Genomic DNA, 22,376 nt, shown 5'->3' on the forward strand with positions numbered 1-22,376 from the left:
TGGGCGGGGTGCCCGATGGCTGTTTCGTGGAGTCCCGGACCGGAAGGTTTAACCGCAGATTGGCCGAAGAGCGCCGCAAGGGGCGCCGGTTGTTCCGTCACGCCCTGGCCGGGACCCGTCCGGACGTGCTCCACCGAGTGAATCTTGGCGGAAAATTGACCTTCGCTCATCCGGCCTCGATCATCGCGAAGCGAAGGTTGCCTGCGTCGACTTGACCCCTCTCCGGGCCCCGGTGGGCGGCCTTATGCCCCGTTATGGGGTGAAGTATTTTCTTAAATCTCCCTTCTCGGGCTGTCGGGTCACTACGGAATCTCGTAGTCGACGTTTCTCTGAGTGACCTTGTAAGGTCAATATCCCATCCTGGATTGGCGGGACGGAAAGGGTGATCTGTGTGGGTGGTAACGCATCCATTCTGTACGAGAAGCGGGACCGTTTACTCGATGGAGAGTCCGGAATCCGACGCGACACGTTCGACTCGTCGGCCGGGCGGTCCGGTGTATCTGCGATGACGCCCGGCCGGCAGCCGCGCACCGCGGATGCGAACCCGCTATTCCCCGCGCGGTCCGGTGGAGCGCCCGAGGAATTGATCGGTACGGGGTTCCCCGGTCTTTTCCGTGCGGCGCCGCACGGTCGGCCGTCCCGGCGGACGGTCGGCCGTCGGGTGGACTTCGGCGAGCGACTGATCGGCGCCGCCCCGGCGGGCGGACGACCCTGCGGCGATCTGGCGGGCGTGATGGCGCGACCGGCGGGCGGGGGTCCACCCCTGCTCGTCACCGGTGCGATGCCCGGGAAGCTCGCCGTCCCCCAGCGGATCGTATCGGTCTCCCCGGCGCACTCCACGGGGATTCCGACCGCTGGTGGCCGAACTTCAAGAGTTTCCCGAGAATTCACTCTTTAATGGATTCGGTATTCTGCGGAGATGGATCCGTCGTGACGGGTCCGGGGCAGCCGTGCGGCGGACAGCTTCCCTGTGTGCCTTAATCCCGTCCGCCCTGTGTGTCTGAATTCGACGCTCATGGCCGGAATCTGTGGAGTCGCCGGGGTGGCGTCCATGCCGTCATCGTAACGGCCGTACATAAGATCGTCCCGTGACCGGAAGTCACGGAAAAATCCTTGAGGCAAGGGGAATAATGGACTTCGCGCTTCTCGGTACTCTGTCGGTGACGCGTGACGGCGTAGCGGTCCCGGTGACCGGAATACACCAGCGTGCCGTGCTTGCCTATCTGCTTCTCCATGACAACGAGGCGATACCGGCCAGCCGTCTGCTCAAGGTGATCTGGGGGGACGACGCGCCCCGCACCGCACGCAAGATGCTTCAGAACGCGGTGTCCGGACTGCGCCGGCTGCTGGAGGCCGGACCCGCCGGGCAGGGCGGCCAGGGCCAGGGCCCCCTTTTGCTCACCTACGCGCCGGGCTATCTGCTTCAGGTGGACGGCGACCGGATCGACCGCAACCGCTTCCAGGGCCTGGCGGACCAGGGCCGCGCACAGCTCAAGGCCGGCCGGCCGGCCGAAGCCGTCCGTACGTTGCGCGCCGCCCTCGACCTGTGGCGCGGCGACGCCCTCGCCGACCTGGTCGAACTCGGCTTCGACTGGCCGGAGTCGGCGGTGCTGCGGGAGAGCAGGACCGCCGTCCTGGAGAACTGTCTGGAGGCGGAACTCGCCTGCGGCCGGCACCAGGAGGTCATCGGCGAGCTGGAGATGGCCGTCGCCGCCGAACCGCTGCGGGAGCGGCTGTGCGGACTGCTGATGCTCGCCGCCTACCGCTCCGGCCGGCAGCGCGACGCGCTCGCCGCGTACCGCGCGCTGCGGGCCCGGCTGGTGGACGACCTCGGAGTGGACCCCGGCAGCGCGCTGCGGGAACTCGAACGCGGCATCCTCAACCACGACGCCGCCCTGGCGGCCCCGGCCCAGGTGCCGCCCCCCACGGTGGCGCTGCCCTTCCACCGCGACGCCGACACCACCCGGCCCGCCGTCCGGTCCGGCCCCACGCCCTGGCAGGTCACCCGTACCTCCCGTACCGCGTCGCACGACGAACCCTGGAAGCTGACCGTCGTACTGGTCACGGCCGCGGCCGAACACCTCGCGAACGTGGGCGAATGGGTCAGCGACGAGATCCACCGCCACGGCGGAGTGCCGGGCCCCGGCCCCGGGTTGTCGTGGTGCGGATACTTCAGCGGCGGCCCGACCCTCGACGAAGCCACGGAACGCGCGCTGACCGCGGCCGGGGTCATCGCCCGCCGGTCGGTGGCGGACTTTCCGGCCGCCTCGGTCCGGGTCGCCCTGCACACCGGCGCGGCCGTGGTCGCGACCACGGCGGGCGGTGTGCCCGCCGTCGCGGCCGGTGTGCTCGACAGCTGCCGCCGCCTCGCCGAGGCCGCCGCCCCCGGCCGTGTCGTGATGAACACCCTGGCCGAGGAGTCGGGTCTCGGCCGGCTGACGGCGGCGGCCCGGACTCCGGAGGAGATCCCGGCGGGACCGTTCGTCGGCCGGGCCTTCGAGTCCGAGGTACTGAACGGACTGTTGCGCCGGGTCAGCGGCACCGGACGGCCGGGACTCGCCACCGTGATCGGTGAGGCCGGCCTCGGCAAGACCCGGCTCGTCTCCGAACTGGCGGTCCAGATCCAGGACGGCATGCCGGGAACGACCCATCTCGTCCGGGCGACCGCCACCCAGGACGACGGCGGCGCGCTGCCCGTACTCGCCGCGCTGGTACGGGACCACCTCGGCCTCTCCCCGTCGGACGGTCCCGAGGAGGTGGACCGCCGGCTCGCCGAGGGCCCGGTCCGGTACGCCGAGACCGCGGGCCCCGGAGAACTGCCCCGGCTGCGGCGCGCCCTCGGGCCCGCGTCCGCGCCGGGGGCCGCGTCCGCGACCCACCGGAACCTGATCGAGGCGTGCGCCGCCTATCTGCGCAGACTCCCCGACTCCCGGCCGACCGTGGTGATCGTGGAGGACCTCCAGTGGGCCTGCGAGGGACTGCTCGACACACTGATCGGACTGGCGGAGGGCGCGGTCCCCGGCCCGGTGATGCTGCTGGCCACCGCCCGCCCGGAGTTCAACGAACGGATGCCCCGTCCTATCACCGCCTGGGCCAGCGCGGTGAACCTGCTGCTGGACCGGCTGCCCGACGTGGCGATCGAACGGCTGCTGAACGCCGTACTGTGCCCGGCCCGCCGACTGCTGCACTTCGGCCCCGGCGGCGCCGGCGACCTGGAGACCTGGCGCCGCCGACAGCGGGTGCTGGCCCGACTGGAGGGCAGCCCCCTGCGGGCCATCGAGTACGCGGCGGTCCTCAACGGCGCGCCCAACGATCAGTCCGCGCTGGTCGGGGTGGGCGCGTTGATCGGCGCCCCGGAGGAACACGCCGACACCCACAAGAACGGCAGGACCCCGGCGTCCCAGGTGGTGTGAGAGCCCACACGGGAGCCCGGGGGCCCTGGCGCCGCTCCTGCCCGGGGCCTCCGGCCCGGGTTACTCGGTAGGCGGTGGCAGCAGGGGGAAGAGCAGGCCGGTGGGTACGGGCGGCGGGTAGGCGGCGGGGGTGAACGGTACGCGGTACTCGTGGACCCCGGAGCCGACCGGTACCGGGTCGGAGCCGTCGGGCAGGACGACCTCCGCCGTGGTGTTCGGGGGCACCTCCACGCGTAGCGCGAACGTCCCGTCCTCCAGGGTCCACCCCACCGAGGCCCTGCCGTACGGCGTCTCGTGTGCGGACTTCGCCCGGGTCAGCCCGCCGCCGGGACGCGGCCGTACGGTGATGCGGCGGTAGCCGGGGGCGGCCGGGGCGAGGCCGGCGACCACCCGGTGCAGCCAGTCGGCCACCGCGCCCAGGGCGTAGTGGTTGAACGAGGTCATCTCGCCCGGGTTGATACCGCCGTCCGGCAGCATGCTGTCCCAGCGTTCCCACACCGTCGTCGCGCCCATCGTCACCGGGTAGAGGAACGACGGGCAAGTGGTCTCCAGCAGCAGCCGGTACGCGAGCTGCACCTCGCCGGTGTCGGTCAGCGCGTCGTTGACGAGCGGGGTGCCGACGAAGCCCGTACCGATGTGGTAGCCCGCCAGGTGCACCAGCTCCGCGAGCCGGGTCCCGGCCCTGGTCCGCCGGGCGTCGTCCAGCAGGCCGAAGCGGAGCCCGAGCGCGTACGCGCTCGGGGAGTCGCTGCTGATCCGGCCGTTGGGCGTCACGTACTCGGCGGTGAACGCCTCCCGTACGGCGTCGGCGAGCGCCGCGTACTTCTCGGCGTCCGCCGTGCGGCCGAGGAGCCCGGCGACGAGGGAGGTGACACGGGCGGAGCGCGCGAAGTAGGCGGTGGCGACCAGATGGCCATCGGTCTTCGCGTCGCCGGGGCGGTCCGGGGGAGCGCTCGGGTCCAGCCAGTCGCCCAGCTGGCGGCGGTCCGTCCACAGCAGATCGGCACCGGCCAGCTCCCGGACCCGGTCGACCCACGCGGTCATCCCCTCGTACTGCCGGGCCAGCAGCTCCAGGTCCCCGAACCGCTCGTAGAGCGCCCAGGGCGCGAGGGTGACGACATCGCCCCAGGCGGCGTTGGCCATGCTCCAGCCCATCTCCGGGGCGGGCACGGTCAGCGGCGGGGTGCGATCGGGGGAGGCGAGCTGCTCGGCCGAGACGTCCCGCAGCCAGGAGACCAGGGTGCCGGAGCAGTCGTACAGATAGGAGGCCGTCGGGGCGAACACCTGGAGGTCGCCGGTCCAGCCGAGGCGCTCGTCGCGCTGCGGGCAGTCGGTCGGTACGTCCAGGAAGTTGCCGCGCATGCTCCAGACGACATTCTCGTGCAGCCGGTCGAGCAGCGGATGGGAGCTTTCGAACCAGCCCGTGCGCTCCATGTCGCTGTGGAGGACGACGGCCGTCAGATCGCTCTTCTCCAGGGTCCCGGGCCAGCCGCCGATCTCGGCGTACCGGAAGCCGTGGAAGGTGAACGACGGCTCCCACTCCCGGCCGGGGCCCGCTTCCGAACTCTCCGTACCGTCGCAGACATAGCGGTCCTCGGCCTTCGCCAGCCGCAGCGGGCGCACCCCCAGCTCGCCGTCCTCCAGCACCTCGGCATGGCGCAGCACGATCTCGGTCCCGGCGGGGCCCTTCGGGCGGATCCTGACCCGGCCGACCAGGTTCTGTCCGAAGTCGACCAGGGTCTTTCCGCTCGGTGAGGTGAGGATCTCGACGGGCGCGACCAGCTGCGTCCGGCGGACGGGCGGGCCGTCCGGGGCCACCAGCCGGGTCCGGTCGAGGGCGGCGACCCGCACCGGGTCCCAGCCGGAATCGTCGAATCCGGGCTCGGACCAGCCCGTGGGCCGCAGCCGCGCGTCGAAGACCTCGCCGTCGTAGATGCTCGCGCCACGGATCGCGCCGGGAGCAGTCCGCCAGTCCCCGTCGGTACGGACGACCTCCGCCGTGCCGTCCGCGTACGCGACCTCCAGCTGGAGGAACAGCCCGCTGCGGTCGCCCCAGAGGTCGCGCTTGCCGCCGTCGAACCCGATCCGGCCGCGGAACCAGCCCTCGGCGACCAGCGCGCCGAGGGCGTTGGGGCCCTCGGCGAGCAGCTCCGTGACGTCATGGGTCTGATAGCGCAGCCGGTGGCGGTAGCTGGTCCAGCCGGGGGCCAGGACCTGATCGCCGACGACGGATCCGTTGAGCCACAGCTCGTAGACACCGTGCGCGGTCACATGGATACGGGCTTTCGCGACTTTTCCCCCGATACGGAACTCGCGCCGGAACGCCGGGACGGGGTCGCCCTCCCCGAGGTGCTCCGCCGTGGTGATCAGCTCGGCTGTCCAGTCCTCCGGGGCGAGCAGTCCGGCCTCGACGGGGTACGGCTCGCTCCATCCGGTCGCGGTCCCGTCCCGGTCCCACGCCCTGACCTGTACGGTCCGCCGCTCCCTGGAGGCCAGGGGGCGCGCGGGCCAGGGCACGAGGCTGGATTCGTCGCCCTCGATCCGCCCGCTGGTCCAGCCGTCCGAGGTGCGGATCTCGTACGCGCTCTGGTACCAGCCGGGCGGGTCGGCGGGCCCGGCGCTGATCCGCCAGGAGAGCCGGGGCGCGGCCTCGCCGATGCCGAAGGGTTCGCGGTGGTGCTCGAAGCGCAGGTCGGTGATGATGCGCAAGAGGTTCTCCCGGGGAGGCCGTTGAGACGATTCAACGTAACCCGCCGGGAGATCCCCGAACAGACCCGTGACGGGGTCTCTCGCCCTGCCCCGACCCGTATTCGACCGCTTCCACACTGGAGATCCCCGGTGCAGCTGCCCACCGAGACCGACTTCGCCGCCCTGGCGGACCGCGCCCGTCTGCTCATGGACCGGCCCGGCCGTACCGTCCTCGGCATCGTCGGCGCCCCGGCCGCGGGCAAGAGCACACTGGCCGCGCGGCTCACCCGTGAACTCGGCGCGCGTGCCTGCCTGTTGCCGATGGACGGCTACCACCTGGCCAACGCCGTCCTGCTCGCCCTCGGCCGCCGGGAGCGCAAGGGAGCCCCCGACACCTTCGACGCCGCCGGGTACGCGGCCCTGCTGCGGCGGCTGCGCGACGGCGGTGATGAGACCGTCTACGCGCCCCGGTTCCACCGGGAGATCGAGGAGTCGATCGCGGGGGAGATCGAGGTGGGCCCGGGGGTGGGCCTCGTCATCACCGAGGGGAACTATCTGCTGCTGCCGCGGGGGCCGTGGGCGCGGGTACGGCCGCTGCTGGACGAGGTCTGGTACGTGGAACCGGACGAACGGCTGAGGCTGCGGCGCCTGGTCGACCGGCACATCGCCTTCGGGAAGAGCCCGGAGGCCGCGCGTGCCTGGGCGCACGGCACCGATCAGGACAACGCCGTCCTGATCGCGGGCACCCGTGTCCACGCCGATCTCCTGGTGCGGCTGGGCTGAAGAAGCGGCCGGACAGTCAGGAACCGTCAAAAGACGGCAATGATTGTCATATCTAAGTAATGCCGCATGGTTTTGAAAGTCGTTCCCATTTAGCGTTCCGAGGTGTCCCGGCCCATCGGCATCCCGCCGGTCTCGTTCCGGCCCGGTTGAGGAGATCCCCCTTCATGAACGTCGTTCCGCCCCGCTCCGCCGCGCGCCGGTGGCCGTCCGCGCTCGCACTCGGCGGTCTCGCGACCGTCGCCGCGCTCACCGTCACCGCCTGTTCCACCGCCCCCTCGTCCTCCGCTCCGTCCTCCTCGACGGGGTCCGACGGGGCCACGGCCGACGCGTCCGGCGCGGTGGGGAAGAGCGGGAAGATCCAGGTGGTGGCGGCGGAGAACTTCTGGGGCAGCATCGCCTCCCAGCTCGGCGGCGGCCATGTGAAGGTCACCAGCATCATCGACAACCCGGCCGCGGACCCCCACGACTACGAGCCGACCGCCGCGGACGCCCGTACGGTCGCGGGCGCGCGGTACGTGATCGTCAACGGCGTCGGCTACGACTCCTGGGCCGACAGGCTACTCGCCGGCAATCCGTCCGCAGGCCGTACCGACCTCAGGGTCGGCGATCTGGTCGGTGTCGAGGACGGCGGCAACCCGCACCGCTGGTACTCCCCGACCGATGTCCACCGGGTCATCGAGCGGATCACCGCCGACTACAAGAAGGCCGATCCGGCCGACGCCGCCGACTTCGACCGGCTCGGGAACACCTACGAACACACCACCCTCGCCCCCTACGACCAGCTGATAGCGAAGATCAAGGCGCGGTACGCGGGCACCCCGATCGGCGCCTCCGAGTCGATCGTCAGTCCGCTCGCGGAGGGGCTCGGACTGAAGATGCTGACCCCCGCGTCGTTCCTGGGCGCGATCAGCGAGGGCACCGACCCCACGGCCGGGGACAAGTCCACGATCGACAAGCAGATCGCGGACAAGCAGATCAAGGTGTACGTCTACAACAGCCAGAACGCCACCCCCGACGTCCAGGCGCAGGTGAAGGCGGCCAGGGCGGAGGGCATCCCGGTCGCCACCGTCACCGAGACGCTCACCCCGGCCGGTGCCTCCTTCCAGGCCTGGCAGGTACGGCAGTTGGAGGGCCTCGCCAAGGCCCTGGCCGAGGCCACCGGGAAGTGACCGCCGACCCGGCGGTGCCCGTGAACCCGGCGCCCGCCACCGAACCGTCCGTGGTGTCACTGCGCGACGCGGCGGTGCGGGTGGGGGGGCGAACCCTGTGGTCCGGTGCCGATCTGGAGGTCGGCGCGGGCGAGTTCGTCGCCGTACTCGGGCCCAACGGCGTCGGAAAGTCCACCCTGTTGAAGGTGCTGCTCGGCCTTGAGCAGCCTGCGGGCGGCGAGGTGCGGGTCCTCGGTGGGCGGCCGGGGCGGGCCGGGCACCGGGTCGGCTATCTGCCGCAACGCCGCAGCTTCGACGCCTCGTTGCGGATGCGCGGCACCGATATCGTCCGGCTCGGCTGGGACGGCGACCGGTGGGGAGTGCCGCTGCCCGGCCGGTTCGGCTCCCGGGCGAGGACCGCCGCGCTGCGGACGGCCGAGGCGATCGAACTGGTCGGTGCGCAAGCGTACGCCCACCGGCCGGTGGGACAGTGCTCCGGCGGCGAGCAGCAGCGGCTGCTGATCGCGCAGGCGCTCGTACGGAGGCCCCGACTGCTGTTGCTGGACGAGCCGTTGGACAGTCTCGACCTGCCCCATCAGGCCGCGACGGCCGCGCTGATCGGGCGGATCTGCCGGGAACAGGGGGTGACCGTGATGATGGTCGCGCACGATGTCAATCCGATCCTCTCCCGGCTCGACCGGGTGGTCTATCTCGCCGAGGGCGGCGCGCTCTGCGGCACCCCGGCCGAGGTCATCACCTCCGCGACGCTGACCCGGCTGTACGGCACACCGGTCGAGGTGCTCCGTACCTCGGACGGCAGGCTCGTGGTCGTGGGACAGCCCGAGCGGCCCTCGGTCCACACCGACCGGCACACCGACACACGGGGAGGCCGGAGTGCCGCTCGCTGACGCCCTGTCGGGCTGGTCCTGGAATCCGGTCGTGGACATCCAGCGGATGTGGGTGTTCCCCTTCATGGTCAACGCCTTCCGGGCCGGCACACTGATCGCGATCGGCGCGGCGGTGACGGGCTGGTTCATGGTGCTGCGGCGGCAGAGCTTCGCCGGACACACCCTGGCGACCGTGGGCTTCCCCGGCGCGGCGGGCGCCACCCTCCTCGGAGTGGGCGCGGCGTACGGCTACTTCGTGTTCTGTATCGCCGCCGCCCTGGTCATCGCGGCCGTGCCGCGCGGCGGGCGGGACGCGGACGGGCACGAGGCGGCGCTCGTCGGGACCGTCCAGGCGTTCCTGCTCGCCTGCGGATTCCTGTTCACCGCCCTGTACAAGGGGCTGCTCGGCGGGATCACCTCGCTGCTGTTCGGCAGCTTCCTGGGGGTCACCACCGGGCAGGTGGGGCTGCTGTTCGCCGTGACGCTCGCGCTGCTCGCCGTCCTCGCCGTGATCGGACGCCCACTGCTGTTCGCCTCCGTGGACCCGGCGGTCGCCGCCGCGCGCGGTGTGCCGGTGCGGGCGCTGTCCGCACTGTTCCTCGTGCTGCTGGGGGCGGCGACGGCGGAGGCCAGCCAGATCACCGGCACCCTGCTGGTGTTCGCGCTGCTGGTGATGCCCGCCGCCACCGCGCAGAGCCTCGGCGCCCGGCCGGTGGTGAGTCTCGCGCTGTCCGTACTGATCGCCCTGACGGTGACCTGGCTCGGCCTGGTCGCCGCCTACTTCACCCCGTACCCCATGGGTTTCACCGTGACCACCTTCGCCTTCACCGGCTATCTCGCCGCCAGGGCCGTCCCGTCGGTCCGCCGCGCGGTGCGGCCGCGCCGTCCCGTCACCACGGGGGGTGCGGCGTGAGCGCGGTCCTGGGGGGCGTCGAGTCGGCCGGGGCGCTGGCGCACCCGTTCTTCCGGCACGCGCTGCTCGCCGGTACGGCCATCGCGGCGGCGGCCGGGCCGACCGGCCGCTTCCTGGTGCTGCGCGCCCAGGTCTTCACCGGGGACGCGCTCAGCCATGTCGCCTTCACCGGGGCGCTGGCGGCCCTCGCGTTCGGCTACGACCTGCGCCTCGGCCTGTTCGCGGCGACCATCGGGGTCGCCCTGCTGCTCGGTGTGCTCGGGCGCGGTGGCAGAGCGGACGATGTGGCCATCGGCAGTGTGTTCTCCTGGGTGCTCGGCCTCGGTGTCTTCTTTCTGACCCTCTATACGACCTCTCGCAGCGCGGGCAACGGCGGCGCCGGGGTCCGGGTGCTCTTCGGCTCGATCCTCGGCCTCTCCGCGGGGCAGGCCCTGACGGCCGCCCTGGTGGCCGCCGGTATCTGCGCGGCGCTGATCGCCATCGCCCGGCCGCTGCTGTTCGCCTCCGTGGACGAGGCGGTGGCCGCCGCCCGGGGCGTGCCCGTACGGCTGCTCGGCTTCGTCTTCCTGGCGCTGGTGGGCGCGTGCGCGGCCGAGGCCACCCAGGCCGTGGGCTCGCTGCTGCTGCTCGGCCTGCTCGCGGCGCCCGCGGGCGCCGCCGGGCTCCTCACCGACCGGCCCTACCGGGCCCTCGCGCTCTCCGCCGGGCTGGCGGTGGCGGAGGTGTGGGCCGGGCTCTGGATCGGTTACGCCGTACCCGGGGTGCCGCCCAGCTTCGGCATCCTGGCGACCGCCACCGCCGTCTACGCCCTGGCTTGGCTCGTCGGCGCGGGCCGCCGGAGCCGCGCCGCCGCGGCGTCGAACCGAGTCGAGGCCCCGGGGTGACGGACGACCGGGCGGCGGCCTGCGACGATCTGCGGTTCATCGGCCGCCGTACCGCCCAACGGGCCACCGTCCCGGCCGCACTGGTGGCCCGCGCCGGCTTCACCAGCGCCCGGGTCCTGCACGCCCGGATGGTGGCCGACGGCGAACAGGTGTGCCTGAGCACGGTCTACCGCACCCTGGCCGCGCTCGCCGAGGCGGGCCGCGCCGATCTCGTACGGGATCCGGCGGGCGGCCGGCTCTTCCGGCACCGGCCCAGCGCCGAGCACGGGCACTACCTGCTCTGCCGCCGCTGCGGACTCGGCACGCCCGTCGACTCCGCCGTCATCGAGTCCTGGGCGGCGCGGATCGCCCGCTCCTCCGGCTACGCGGATGTCCAGCACACGGCGGAACTCATCGGCACCTGCCCCGCCTGCCTCGCCGAGGCCGATACGGAGGCGGCGCCCGAGGCGGCGCACGTACCACCGGCGGCCGGCCCCGGCGCGTAACTCCCCGTACGCGGGCGCGCCGCTCACGGCCCGTGCACCCGGTCGGGGTTTGCGGGGCAGGGGCTCGCTCCTTCGTGTGAAGAGGCGTCCTGGACCTGGCGTTGTCGCTCAACGTGTTCAGATAATTACAGAGAGTAGGCGGGGTGTTCCGCTCCGCCCCCACCGGCAGGGACACGGGGAGACAGCATGCACGAGATCGCGGGCCGCGCGATTCCACCCAACTTCGGCATCGAGCCCTACACCGACAACTGCCGGTCCATCTGTGCCCGGGGCGAACACGTCCTGATCGGAGTGAGCCCCGGCAACAGCTACTTCAGCGAGGGACGGCTCGCGTCGCTGCTGCTCTGGAGCAGCGAACTCTTCCAGAAGGTCGACGTCATCGTCCCCGACATCTCGGTGGTCCACACCTACCGGGCCCTGGGCGATCCACCGGACCGCGCCTGGAGCAAGGCGCAGATCCAGACGCGCCGGATCCGGCGTCGGGTGGCGCGCTCCTGGGAGGCGATCGGGGTCCCGGGCGGCGACCGTCCCGTACTCACCCTCTCGCAGTTCACCGACCACCCCACCTACCGGCGGGTGCACCAACGGCTGGAACGGGTCGTGGAACACGACCCGATGGTGCGCGACCTCTTCCTGCGCGCGAGCGGCCAGGCGCTGGCCGCGCATCTGAAGGGCGTCCAGCCCACCGAGTGGCAGCTGACGGAGGGCATGCGCTACCTCCTCGCCGAGCTGCCGCTGTGCACCCACGCGCCGGGCATCCTCGGCGAGCCCAGCTCGGTCAACATCTACCACCAGGTGATCCCCTTCATCCCGCTGGTCTTCGCCCCCGGTGAGCTGCGCGCCGAGCCCGGCCAGGCGTTCGCGCTCGTCCGGCCCGCGCCGACCGGCGACCGGGCGGCCCGTACGGAGGAGCCGGCGCCCCGGGGACGTACGGACGCTCCGGCGCCCCGGGGACAGGCGGGGACATGAGCGCCGTCGACGAGCCGGAGTACCCCTTCGACGACTGGGGCATCGAGATCTCACCGCTGTACGCGACCCTGCGGGACCGTGCCGCACCGGCCCACCGGGTCCGTACGGTGACGGGCGACCGCGTCTGGCTGGTCACCCGTTACGACGTGGCGCGACGGCTCCTGAGCGACCCCCGCCTCAGCCTCACCGCCGCCCTGGCCGCCGACGCGCCCCGGCAGGAGCCCCTCCGGCCACGCGCCGAGGGGGCCAGGGGCGACGGTATGGCCACCCTCCAGGAGACCGGGCTGCGCGGCTTCCTGGCCGAGGCCCTGAGCCCCCGGACCATCCGGACCCACCGGGACTGGACCCGTCGGCGCGCCGACGAACTGCTCGACACGCTGGTACGGGAGGGCCGGCCCGGCGACCTCCAGCGCGGGCTGGCCAGGCCGCTGACCTTCGCCGTGGCCTGCCGGGCCCTCCTCGGCGATCTCACCGAGGAGGAGGGGGCGTGGCTCAACGAGCTGTGCGACACCGTGCTGGTGTGGCGCGACCGGCCCCGGGCGGAGATCCAGTCGGCCCTCAACGGCCTCTACGGGTTCTTCCTGCGCCGCGCGCCCGAACTCGCCGCCGCGCCGGGGGACGACGTCGTCAAGCGGGGGGCCCGTGCCCGTGGCGCCGACGGGGCCCGGCTGGGCGAGGACGGGCTCGCCGAGCTGGCCAATCTGATGATGATCGCCGGCTATCGGACCGCCGCCAGCTTCGTCGCCAACGCCCTGGTCATGGCGGTCTCCCACCCCACCGCGCTGACCGCCCTGCGCGACGGTACGGTGGCGCTGCCGCATCTGGTCGAGGAGGTGATGCGGCGTACGCCGATGTCGACCGGCGGGATCAAACGGGTCGCCACCGACGCGGTGGAGATCGACGGGCTGACCATCAGGGCCGGTGAGTGTGTTCTGGTCTCGCTGGAGGCCGCCAACCACGACCCCCGCGCCTATCCCGACCCCGACCTGTTCGACCCGGGACGGTTCGACCCCGGCCGCTCCACCGCCACCGGGCGCGGCTGCCCGCAGCTGGGCTTCGGCCACGGCAAACACCACTGTCCCGGCAACGGCCTGGCCCGGATGCAGATCGGGGTCGTCCTGGAGGCCCTGGCCGCGCGGACCCCCGCTCTGCGGCTGGCGGTCCCGGCGGCGGAGCTGCGCTGGCGGCCCGATGTGGCCTTCCGTATCCCCGAGTCGATCCCCGTCGTCTGGTGAGGGCCGTCCGGTGACCTCATGCACCGTCCGCGGTCGCGCGCCGCCGGTCGCGCGCCCGCAACTCCCCGGCCAGCGTCTCGTCGTCCCACTCCAGCGCCAGCGCCCGGTGGATCAGCTCGGCCTGGGTCTCCGGGGCCGGCCCGCCCACCGGCTGGTCGTGGTCGAGGTTGGTGGGGAACGCGTACCCCTCCGCCGAGGCCGCGACGATCCGCGCGAGCGTCCCGGCCCCGGCGCCGGACGACTTGAGCTTCCGCAGCACGGGGAAGAGCGCCTCACACATCGCGGTGCGGTCGACGCTCTCCATCGCGCGGCCGAACGCCGAGGAGATCTGGAGCAGATTGGCCATCCGCCGGATGTCCCGCGAGCGATTGGTCCCGGCGCCGTGGAAGAGCGCCGGGTTGAAGAAGGCGGCATCGCCCTTCGCCAGCGGGAGCTGCACGCGGTGGGCGTCGAAGTAGGCGGTGAACTCCGGCCGGTGGAAGGCGAGATAACCGGGCTCGTATGTCTGGGAGTACGGCAGATAGAGCGTCGGACCGCTCTCGACCGGCATGTCGCAGTGGGCGACGGCGCCCTGGAGGGTCAGCGCGGGGGCGAGCCGGTGGGCCTGGGCGGGGAAGCGCTCGGCCTGTTCGCCGGACATGAAACCGAGGTGGTAGTCGCGGTGGGCTACCTGGGCCTGTCCGCCGGGGTTCACCACATTGATCTGGGAGGTGATCTGATAGCCGGGGCCCAGCCAGGCGGTCGCGGCCAGCGCGATCATGTCGTTGGCGTAGTAGTCGGCGAAGACCTCGGGGCGGCGCAGCGCCAGCTTGTCCAGCGCGCCCCACACCCGGTCGTTCGCGCCGGGCGCGGCGAAGTGGTCGCCCGCGGCGGTGCCGCGCGCCTTCTGCTCCGCGATGAGCCCGTCGAACTCCACGGTGGCGCGGTCCACGGCCGAGAGATCCTCGAACGCGCCCTTGAACACCACGATCCCCGGCCCGTCCAGCAGCGCGCGCGCCAGCTCCGCCCGTACCGCCCGGCGCTCTCCGGGCGTGGTGGTACGGCGCCGCAGCGTGTCGCTGTCGTACAGCAGTACGTTCTGCTCGGTGCCCAGGGCGTGCGGATAGTCCCGCGCGTCGGTCCGCCGTTCCACGGACGCACGGAAGTCGTCCAGATCGCAGTCGTCGCCGCTGATCCACATAAGGCGTCACGTCCTATTCGGAGATCGGTGCCCCTCGGCCGGGGCACGGAGATCGGCGCCCCTCGGCCGGGGCGGACAGCAGCAGCCTAGGTCGCGAGGAGCCCTCGGCATCCCCGGCGTCACCCTCGTCGCCGATCTGCCCGGCAGCAGGCGGCCGGCCTATGTCGGCATCGACAACAGGGCCGCCGGCGCCACCGCCGCGTATCTCGTCGGACAGTGGCTCGGCGACCGGCCCGGCGCGGTCCTCACCACGCTCAGCAGCGGGTTCTTCCGGGGCGAGGAGGAGCGTGAGATGGGGTTCCGCAGCGCGCTGCGCGGACTCGTCCCGCAGCGCCCCCTGATCGACATCTCCGAGAGCGGCGGGCTGGACGACGCGCTGCGCGACCTCGTACGGGAGGCGCTGCGGGACCATCCGGAGATCCGGGCCGTCTACTCCATCGGCGGCGGCGATCTCGCCACCGTCGAGGCGTTCGGGGAGCTGGGACGCCGCTGCGAGGTGTTCGTCGCCCACGACCTCGACAGCGACAACCTGCGGCTGCTGCACGAGCGGCGGGTGTCGGCGGTCCTCCACCACGACCTCGACCAGGACATGCGGCGCGTCTGCCACCTCATCATGCAGGCGCACGGAGCCCTGCCGGGCCCCGTGCTGTCCTGGACGTCCGGCATCCAGGTGATCACACCGTTCAATGTGCCGGCCGGTGTGTCCGTACCGTGAGGTGTGCCGTCGGTTCCGTACGGCACACCTCACGGACGCGGTCATACGGTACGGACCTCCGCGATCCGCACCGGCCGCCGCTCGGCGAGCGACAGGGCGCAGGCCTCGGCGATCCAGCCCGCCTCCAGCGCGTCGGCCACCGTGCACGGGGACGGCCGCTCACCGGCCACCACCTCGGTGAACGCGGTGAGTTCGGCGCGGAACGCCCGGGCCGAGCCGGTCGATGAAGAACTGCCACGGGGTCCCGGCGGGGAAGGTGGCCCCCGGCTCCACGGACCGCAGCGGCAGCCGGTCGTCGAGTCCGGCGGCGATGCTGTCCCGGGAGCCGTGCAGCTCCAGCCGTACATCGTAACCACGCGGGTTGTAGCGGGAGTTGGACACCACCGCCAGGGTTCCGTCGTCCAGGGTGAGCACCGCCGACGCGGTGTCCACGTCCCCGGCCTCCCGGAAGCTCTCCGCACCCCGGTTCGACCCGGTGGCGTACACCTCGACCACCTCGCGGCCGGTCACCCAGCGGACGGTGTCGAAGTCATGGACCGAGCAGTCGCGGAAGATACCGCCCGACACCGCCACATACTCCGGCGGCGGCGGAGCCGGGTCGAGTGTGGTGGAGCGTACGGTGTGCAGCCACCCCAGCTCGCCACTGGCCACCGCCGCGCGGGCCGCGACGAACGCCGCGTCGAAGCGGCGCGGATAGCCGATCTGGATCTCGGTGCCACTGCCCTCGACCCGGCGCAGCACTGCCACGCCCTCGGCCGCGCCCCGGGCCACCGGCTTCTCGCAGAACACCGGCAGCCCCGCCTCGACGGCGGCGACGATCAGCTCGGGGTGCGCGTCGGTGGCGGCGGCGATGACGACGCCGTCCAGCCCCGAGGCGAGCAGCGCCGGGACGGAGCCGGCGACCTCGATGTTCCCGGCGCCCGCGGCGGCCAGCCGGCCGGCCACCCGCTCGGCGACCGCCGGCACGGCGTCGGTGACGACCAGCGAGCCGACGGCGGGCAGCGCGGACAGTGTCTCGGCGTGAAAGGAGCCGATCCTGCCCAGTCCGATCAGTCCGAGGCGCATCAGTCGGTCCCTCCGCAGACGTTCTGGTCCCAGTCGAGCACGGATCCGGTGACGACCCCGCTGCGCGCGGAGAGCAGGAAGACGATGAAGTCGGCGATCTCGTCGACCTGGCCCAGCTTGCCCATCGGCAGCTTCTCGGCGGCCTGCTCGCGCCAGCCGTCGTCCGCTCCGTGGAACTCGCGCTGGGTGGCGTCCTCGCCCTCGGTCTCGGTCCAGCCGATGTCCAGGCCGTTGATCCTGATCCGGTCCCAGCGGTGGGCGTGCGCCGCGTTGCGGGTCAGCCCGGCGAGCCCGGCCTTCGCCGCCACATAGGGCGCGAGATAGGGCTGTCCGCCCAACTCGGCGGAGGAGATGACATTGACCACGGTGCCGGGTTCGCCCCGGGACACCATGTCCCGTACGACGGCCTGCATCATGAAGAACGGGCCGCGCAGATTGATCGCGACATGCGCGTCGAACAGCTCCGGCGTGGTGTCGAGCAGGGTGCCCCGCGAGGTGAGGCCCGCCGCGTTCACCAGGCAGTCCACCCGGCCGTACGCGGCGATCACCGCTTCCACCGATGCCATCGCGCTCGCCGGGTCGGCCACGTCCGCCATGACGAACATCGCCTCGGCGCCGCCCTCGCGCAGCTCGGCCACGAGCGCCTCGCCCGGCCCGGCGCGGCGCCCGGTCACCGCGACGATCGCGCCCTCACGGGCGGCGGCGCGTGCCGCTCCGGCCCCCACGCCCTGGGTGCCGCCGCTGACGAGGACGACTTTCCGGTCCAGTAGTGCCACGTTCGCTCCTTGCGCGCTGTGCTGTTCGGGTCTGCCGAGCCTGCGGTCCGCGCACCGGCACGTCAAGGACCGGAAAGCCGTCAAAAACCCTCAGCGGCGAGGGCGGCCGCGGGGGAAGACGTCAGGCGTAGTGCCGGTAGACCGCCACCGCCACGCACGCGGGCTTCTCGGACCCCTCCAACTCGATCGTGAAGGTCAGCCGCATCTCCACACCGTCGCCCTTGACCTCGGTGACGGAGCCCACCTCGCCCCTGAGCCGGATCCGGGCGCCGACCCGGACGGGGCTCGGGAAACGTACCTTCTCCAGACCGTAGTTGAGGCTCATCCTGATCCCCTCGACCGCGAGGAGGTCGTTGAAGAGGGGGATGATGAGCGAGAGGGTGAGATAGCCGTGGGCGATCGGGGCGCCGAACGGGCCGTCCTTGGCGCGCTCGGGATCGACATGGATCCACTGGTGGTCGTCGGTCGCGTCGGCGAAGGTGTTCACCCGGTCCTGGGTGATCTCCAGCCAGTCGGTCCTGCCCAGATCGGTGCCCGCGAGGGCCTTGATCTCGTCGACTCCGGTCACGGTACGGATGGTGGTGGTCATGAGCCTTCTCCATGGGTGTGCTGAGGGTGCGGGTCCTTGGCGCCGTAGGTCCGGCGGATGGGGAGCTTGAGCAGCTTGCCCGCGCCGCTGCGCGGCAGCTCCCCGACGAATACGACGGACTTGGGGATCTTGTAGCGGGCGAGCCGGCCGTCGAGCGCGGCCAGGACGGAGTCCTCGTCGGTGTCCGCGCCCTCGCGGAGCACCACGACCGCCCGGCCCACCTCGCCCCACCGTTGGTCGGGCACGCCGATCACGGCGCAGTCGACGACATCGGGGTGTTCGTACAGGGCCTTCTCCACCTCGGCGGGGTAGATGTTCTCGCCGCCCGAGATGATGACGTCCTTCACCCGGTCGACGATCGTGACATAGCCGTCCGCGTCGGCGACGGCCACGTCTCCCGTACGGAACCAGCCGTTCAGCAGCGCGTCCGCCGTCGCCCCGGGCAGTCCCCAGTAGCCGCCGGCCATGATGGTCGGGCCTTCGGCGATCAGCTCGCCGCGCTCGGTGTCGTCCCCGGTCGGGTCGACGATCCGGATGTCGTTGAAGAAGTGCGGCACCCCGGCGCTGCCGGCCTTGGCGAGGGCGTTCTCCGCGTCGAGGAGACAGACCCCGGGCGACGCCTCGGTCATCCCGTACCCCTGGATGAAGCTCAGACCACGGGCCTCGTACGTCTGGATCAGCGCCCTGGGGACGGGCGCGCCGCCGCACATCATGGTGCGGACCGACGACAGATCGGCCGTCGCGAAGCGCTCCTCCTCGGCCATCCGCCCGAACATCGCGGGCACCCCGAACAACATGGTCACCCGGTGTTCCTCGATCAGATCGAGGGTGCGCGAGGGGGAGAAGGACTCCTCCAGGACGAGGGTGCCGCCCTTGAGGAGGGTCGGCAGACACGTCATGTTGAGCGCCGCCGTGTGGAACAGCGGAGCGGACAGGAGGGTCACCTCGTCGGCGGTGAAGTCGCCGTCGACCAGGGTGTTGACACTGTTCCAGACGAGGTTCCCATGGGTGAGGGCGGCACCCTTGGCCCGGCCCGTCGTCCCCGAGGTGTACATGATCGTCGCGAGGTCGTCGAGGGTGACCCGCTCGTCCACGGGGCTCCGGTCGGCCTCCGCGAGCGCGTTCTCGTACGGTTCGCCGACCGTCAGCAGTCCGGGGACGCCGGAGCGCTCGGCGAACCGGGCGAAGGAGGCGGTGTGCACCAGGACCGTGGAGCCCGAATCCGTCAGGCAGTGCGCCAGTTCCGGTTCGGCCAGGCGGGTGTTGAGCGGGACGAAGATCGCGCCGAGCCGGCCGGCGGCGAACAGCGTCTCCAGGAACGCGGGGTGGTTGGGGCCGAGGAAGGCGACCCGGTCGCCGCGTCGGACGCCGAGCGCGCGCAGATGGTGGGCGAGCGCGGTGGTGCGGTCGTACAGCTGTGCGTAGGTGTGACGGGTGTCCTGGTGGACGACGGCGAGACGGTGCGGGGTCTTGCGGGCGCGTCGTGCGGTCCAGGAGCCGATGCCGTGATCGCGCATAGGGAGAGCTCCTTTGCTCGTCCGTGAAAGGCTCGGTCCGAGGATCGGCCCAAGGGAATCAGCCCGAGGAGTTGGTCCAAGGACCAGTCCGAGGAATCGCTCCGAGGAGTCGGCCCGGGAAACAGCCCGTGGGCCGGTCCGTGGGTCGGCCCACGGGCAGCTCCTGGATCAGTCCTTGAGGAAGCCGAACAGCCGTGCGGCGTTCTCCTTGAGGATCTTCGGCCGGACCTCGTCCTTTATCGGCAGCGCGGCGAAGTCCTTGAGCCACCGCTCGGGGGTCAGCAGCGGATAGTCCGTACCGAACAGGACCTTGTCCTTGAGCAGCGAGTTCGCGTACTGGACGAGCTGCGGCGGGAAGTACTTCGGCGACCAGCCCGACAGGTCGATGTACACCTGCGGTTTGTGCGTGGCCACCGACAGCGCCTCGTCCTGCCAGGGGAAGGACGGATGCGCCATGATGATCGGCATCCCGGGGAAGTCGGCGGCGACATCGTCGATGTACAGCGGGTTGGAGTACTTCAGCCGGATGCCGCCACCGCCCGGCGCGCCCGCCCCGATACCGGTCTGGCCGGTGTGGAACACCGAGATGGCCCCGGCCTCCTCGATCGCCTCGTACAGGACGTAGGCGGAGCGGTCGTTCGGGTAGAACGCCTGCACGCTCGGGTGGAACTTGAACCCCCGGACCCCGAAGTCCCTTACCAGCCGGGTGACTTCACGTGCTCCGGCCCGGCCCTTCGCCGGATCGATGGAGGCGAACGGGATGATGACGTCCGGATTCTCGGCGGCGGCCTCGGCGATCTCCTCGTTGGGGACCGCCGGGGTGCCGGTGGCGGCCTCCGCGTCGACGGTGAACACGACGCAGGCCATGCGCCGTTCGCGGTAGTAGGCGGCGATCTCGGGCAGTGTCGGCCTGCGGTGTGCGCCCTCCACGCCGAAGTACGCGCTCGATGCCTCCTCCAGCTCGCTGGAGAGCGCGCCCCGGCCGCGCGAGGAGACCTCGGCGTGTGTGTGTACGTCGATGGCGGTGATCGCGTCGAGATCGATGCCCTGTGCGCGAGGGCCGGTCGGATCAGTGGTGTTCATGAGGGTTCCCTACAGCTTCGGGGCGGGGATGCCGTAGGTCTCCGGGCGCTGTCCCACCGACACCGGCCAGGCGGCGGCGATCGCGTCGGCGGACCAGCCGCCGTCGCGGTACGCGGCGGACACCTCCTGCGGATGCGACCACAGCGAGAGCTTGTCACCGCCGATGCCGACACACTGCCCGGTGATGTCCGCCGCGGCCTCGGAGGCGAGGAAGACGACCAGCCCCGCGCAGTCCTCGGCGACGCCGAAGGCGAGCCCCTTGCGCAGCGCGTCGGGGAAGGGGACACCGTCGTTCTCGTACGCGTCGATGTACGGCGCGAACAGCGGCATGGTCCTGGTCATCTCCGTGGCGGCGTTGGGGACCACGGCGTTGGCGGTGATTCCGGCCTTGGCCAGCTCCATCGCCCAGGTGCGCACCATCGCGGCGATACCGGCCTTGGCCGCCGCGTAGTTGGTCTGGCCGAAGTTGCCGCGCTGCCCGGCGGGGGAGCCGGCCACGATGACGCGCCCGCCCCCGCCCTGCTCGCGCATGCGGACGGCGGCGGCGCGGACGCAGGTGAACGTACCGCGCAGATGCACCTGCTGGACGGTGTCGAAGTCGTCGTCGGACATCTTCCACAGCACCCGGTCGCGCAGCACGCCCGCGTTGGTGACCATGATGTCCAGCTGCCCGAACTCGCTCACCGCCCGGTCGACCAGGGCGTCCGCGCTCTCGCTCGTACCGACCGGGACCACCTCGGCGACCGCGCGGCCGCCCTCCTCGGTGATCAGCTTCACGGCGGCCGCGGCGGTGTCCGGGTTCACGTCGTTGACGACGACGGAGGCGCCCGCGGCGGCCAGCGCGCGGGCATAGGCGAGCCCCAGCCCGCGTCCGCTGCCGGTCACGACGGCGACCTTGCCGGAAAGATCCATGATGGTGGCTCCTCGTGGGTGGGGGAGTGTCGTGGGGTAGGAGTGACGCTATGCAGAATTCTTGCGACCGTCAATGGAGTGCGCAACATTAATGCGTGGCTATGGTGTACCGACCACGGAGGGGCGATATGGCGGGCGGAAGCAGTACGGCGGGTACGCGAGGGACCGGCGACGCGGAAGAAGCGGCCGGACCGGCGGCAGAGGCCGGCGACGGGAGCGCGCTCCGGCCGCAGACCCTGATGCTCACCTTCCTCGGCGAGTACGTCCTGGGCAGCGGCACCTGCGTCTACTCCGGCAGCATCATCGAGGTCTTCGGCCGGACGGGCGTGGGTGAACACGCCACCCGCTCCACCCTGACCCGCATGGTGAACCGGGGGCTGCTGCTGCGCCGCCGCGAGGGCCGCCGGATGTACTTCGGGCTCACCGCCCGCGCGGCCGGCATCCTGCGCGACGGCGAGGACCGCATCTGGGAACAGGGCGCGGTCAACGACGACTGGGACGGCACCTGGACCCTGATCGCCTTCTCGCTGCCCGAGTCGTCGCAGCGCAGCCGGCACGATCTGCGCTCCCGGCTCGCCTGGGCCGGCTTCGGGCCGCTGATCGGCGGTCTGTGGATCGCCCCCGGCCGCGCCGATGTCTCGATGGTCACCGAGGACCCCGAATTCGGCCCGTACGTCTCGGTGTTCCGCTCCACGGCCGAGCCCGCCACCGATGTCGAAGCCATGATCCACGCCACCTGGGACCTGGCGACCCCGGCGGCCGGATACCGCGCCTTCCGGGACCGCTGGGCGGCCTTCGCCGAGGGCGCCGACTGCCCCGGCCTCGATGAACTCGCCGTAAAACTGCGACTGTTGACCGAATGGCTCCAGATTGTCCGGGCCGATCCGCATCTGCCCGTACGTCATCTGCCCGCCGACTGGCCCGCGGCCGACGCCGAGGACGTCTTCCGCCGGGCCGACGCCCGGGTGGAGGCGGCGGCGCGGGCCCAGGCCGAGGACGTACTGGAGACGGTGGAGGCGCCGGAACCGCTGGAGTGAGCGGGGACCCGTAGGGGTGAGCGGGATTTCCGTACGGTCGCGCCTTCCGCTGAGCGGAAGACCCCCTGTCGGCCGGCGCGTGAGCACAGCACTCTGG

General features: G+C 71.9%; 18 protein-coding genes and 1 pseudogene. 11 read left to right on the forward strand and 8 right to left on the reverse strand.

Features of this window, described 5'->3' with window-relative positions:
* Positions 1–1,130: 1,130 nt before the first annotated feature.
* Positions 1,131–3,413: a BTAD domain-containing putative transcriptional regulator gene (locus ACIP8W_RS04960; RefSeq protein ID WP_401953097.1), complete on the forward strand. Its 2,283-nt coding sequence runs from the start codon at positions 1,131–1,133 to the stop codon at positions 3,411–3,413.
* 60 nt (positions 3,414–3,473) lie between these two features.
* Here ACIP8W_RS04960 and ACIP8W_RS04965 read toward each other — a convergent pair whose 3' ends face one another.
* Positions 3,474–6,122 carry a glycoside hydrolase family 78 protein gene (locus ACIP8W_RS04965; RefSeq protein WP_402201954.1) on the reverse strand — a complete coding sequence of 883 codons (2,649 nt, stop codon included), beginning with the start codon at positions 6,120–6,122 and terminating at the stop codon, positions 3,474–3,476.
* A gap of 135 nt (positions 6,123–6,257) precedes the next feature.
* Between ACIP8W_RS04965 and ACIP8W_RS04970 the strand changes: the two genes are divergently transcribed.
* From ACIP8W_RS04970 to ACIP8W_RS05005, 8 genes are all read left to right on the forward strand, one after another.
* On the forward strand, positions 6,258–6,884 hold the full coding sequence (locus ACIP8W_RS04970; protein ID WP_402202045.1) for a nucleoside/nucleotide kinase family protein: 627 nt from the start codon (positions 6,258–6,260) through the stop codon (positions 6,882–6,884).
* 164 nt (positions 6,885–7,048) lie between these two features.
* Positions 7,049–8,053: a metal ABC transporter solute-binding protein, Zn/Mn family gene (locus ACIP8W_RS04975; RefSeq protein WP_402201956.1), complete on the forward strand. Its 1,005-nt coding sequence runs from the start codon at positions 7,049–7,051 to the stop codon at positions 8,051–8,053.
* Positions 8,050–8,940 carry a metal ABC transporter ATP-binding protein gene (locus tag ACIP8W_RS04980; RefSeq protein WP_402201958.1) on the forward strand — a complete coding sequence of 297 codons (891 nt, stop codon included), beginning with the start codon at positions 8,050–8,052 and terminating at the stop codon, positions 8,938–8,940. Before ACIP8W_RS04975 ends, ACIP8W_RS04980 begins: the two co-directional genes overlap by 4 nt.
* Positions 8,927–9,832 carry a metal ABC transporter permease gene (locus tag ACIP8W_RS04985; protein ID WP_401953110.1) on the forward strand — a complete coding sequence of 302 codons (906 nt, stop codon included), beginning with the start codon at positions 8,927–8,929 and terminating at the stop codon, positions 9,830–9,832. Before ACIP8W_RS04980 ends, ACIP8W_RS04985 begins: the two co-directional genes overlap by 14 nt.
* Positions 9,829–10,716, forward strand: coding sequence for a metal ABC transporter permease (locus ACIP8W_RS04990; RefSeq protein ID WP_402201959.1), 888 nt, complete (start codon positions 9,829–9,831; stop codon positions 10,714–10,716). The genes ACIP8W_RS04985 and ACIP8W_RS04990 overlap by 4 nt, the downstream gene beginning before the upstream one ends.
* Positions 10,713–11,201, forward strand: coding sequence for a Fur family transcriptional regulator (locus ACIP8W_RS04995; protein WP_402201961.1), 489 nt, complete (start codon positions 10,713–10,715; stop codon positions 11,199–11,201). Before ACIP8W_RS04990 ends, ACIP8W_RS04995 begins: the two co-directional genes overlap by 4 nt.
* Before the next feature lie 186 nt (positions 11,202–11,387).
* On the forward strand, positions 11,388–12,170 hold the full coding sequence (locus ACIP8W_RS05000; protein WP_401953118.1) for a tRNA-dependent cyclodipeptide synthase: 783 nt from the start codon (positions 11,388–11,390) through the stop codon (positions 12,168–12,170).
* Positions 12,167–13,405, forward strand: coding sequence for a cytochrome P450 (locus ACIP8W_RS05005; protein WP_402201963.1), 1,239 nt, complete (start codon positions 12,167–12,169; stop codon positions 13,403–13,405). The genes ACIP8W_RS05000 and ACIP8W_RS05005 overlap by 4 nt, the downstream gene beginning before the upstream one ends.
* A 16-nt stretch (positions 13,406–13,421) precedes the next feature.
* On the opposite strand, the gene ACIP8W_RS05010 is transcribed toward ACIP8W_RS05005, so the two are convergent.
* Positions 13,422–14,585 (reverse strand): phytanoyl-CoA dioxygenase family protein, encoded by a 1,164-nt coding sequence (locus tag ACIP8W_RS05010; protein ID WP_401953124.1) that lies wholly within the window; start codon positions 14,583–14,585, stop codon positions 13,422–13,424.
* Between the two features lie 106 nt (positions 14,586–14,691).
* Between ACIP8W_RS05010 and ACIP8W_RS05015 the strand changes: the two are divergent.
* Positions 14,692–15,300 (forward strand): annotated as a pseudogene (locus ACIP8W_RS05015) (substrate-binding domain-containing protein); the annotation flags it as partial.
* Positions 15,301–15,459: 159 nt separating this feature from the next.
* Here ACIP8W_RS05015 and ACIP8W_RS05020 read toward each other — a convergent pair.
* The 6 genes from ACIP8W_RS05020 to ACIP8W_RS05045 form a co-directional block, all read right to left on the reverse strand.
* Entirely contained in the window at positions 15,460–16,365 is a 906-nt protein-coding gene (locus tag ACIP8W_RS05020; RefSeq protein ID WP_402201965.1) for a Gfo/Idh/MocA family oxidoreductase, read from the reverse strand.
* Positions 16,365–17,141: an SDR family oxidoreductase gene (locus tag ACIP8W_RS05025; protein ID WP_401953130.1), complete on the reverse strand. Its 777-nt coding sequence runs from the start codon at positions 17,139–17,141 to the stop codon at positions 16,365–16,367. The genes ACIP8W_RS05020 and ACIP8W_RS05025 overlap by 1 nt, the downstream gene beginning before the upstream one ends.
* A gap of 121 nt (positions 17,142–17,262) precedes the next feature.
* Positions 17,263–17,730, reverse strand: coding sequence for a MaoC family dehydratase (locus ACIP8W_RS05030; protein ID WP_401953132.1), 468 nt, complete (start codon positions 17,728–17,730; stop codon positions 17,263–17,265).
* Positions 17,727–19,247: a long-chain fatty acid--CoA ligase gene (locus tag ACIP8W_RS05035; protein ID WP_402201968.1), complete on the reverse strand. Its 1,521-nt coding sequence runs from the start codon at positions 19,245–19,247 to the stop codon at positions 17,727–17,729. Before ACIP8W_RS05035 ends, ACIP8W_RS05030 begins: the two co-directional genes overlap by 4 nt.
* A 168-nt stretch (positions 19,248–19,415) precedes the next feature.
* Positions 19,416–20,330: an amidohydrolase family protein gene (locus ACIP8W_RS05040; RefSeq protein WP_401953137.1), complete on the reverse strand. Its 915-nt coding sequence runs from the start codon at positions 20,328–20,330 to the stop codon at positions 19,416–19,418.
* Positions 20,331–20,339: 9 nt separating this feature from the next.
* A complete protein-coding gene (locus ACIP8W_RS05045) occupies positions 20,340–21,242 on the reverse strand; it encodes an SDR family oxidoreductase (RefSeq protein WP_401953140.1) in 903 nt (300 codons plus the stop codon).
* A gap of 239 nt (positions 21,243–21,481) precedes the next feature.
* Between ACIP8W_RS05045 and ACIP8W_RS05050 the strand changes: the two genes are divergently transcribed.
* Positions 21,482–22,279 carry a PaaX family transcriptional regulator C-terminal domain-containing protein gene (locus tag ACIP8W_RS05050; protein WP_401953530.1) on the forward strand — a complete coding sequence of 266 codons (798 nt, stop codon included), beginning with the start codon at positions 21,482–21,484 and terminating at the stop codon, positions 22,277–22,279.
* Positions 22,280–22,376: the final 97 nt, after the last annotated feature.

The sequence above is a fragment of the Streptomyces sp. NPDC088554 genome, from assembly GCF_044752945.1.
Taxonomy (GTDB): Bacteria; Actinomycetota; Actinomycetes; order Streptomycetales; family Streptomycetaceae; genus Streptomyces.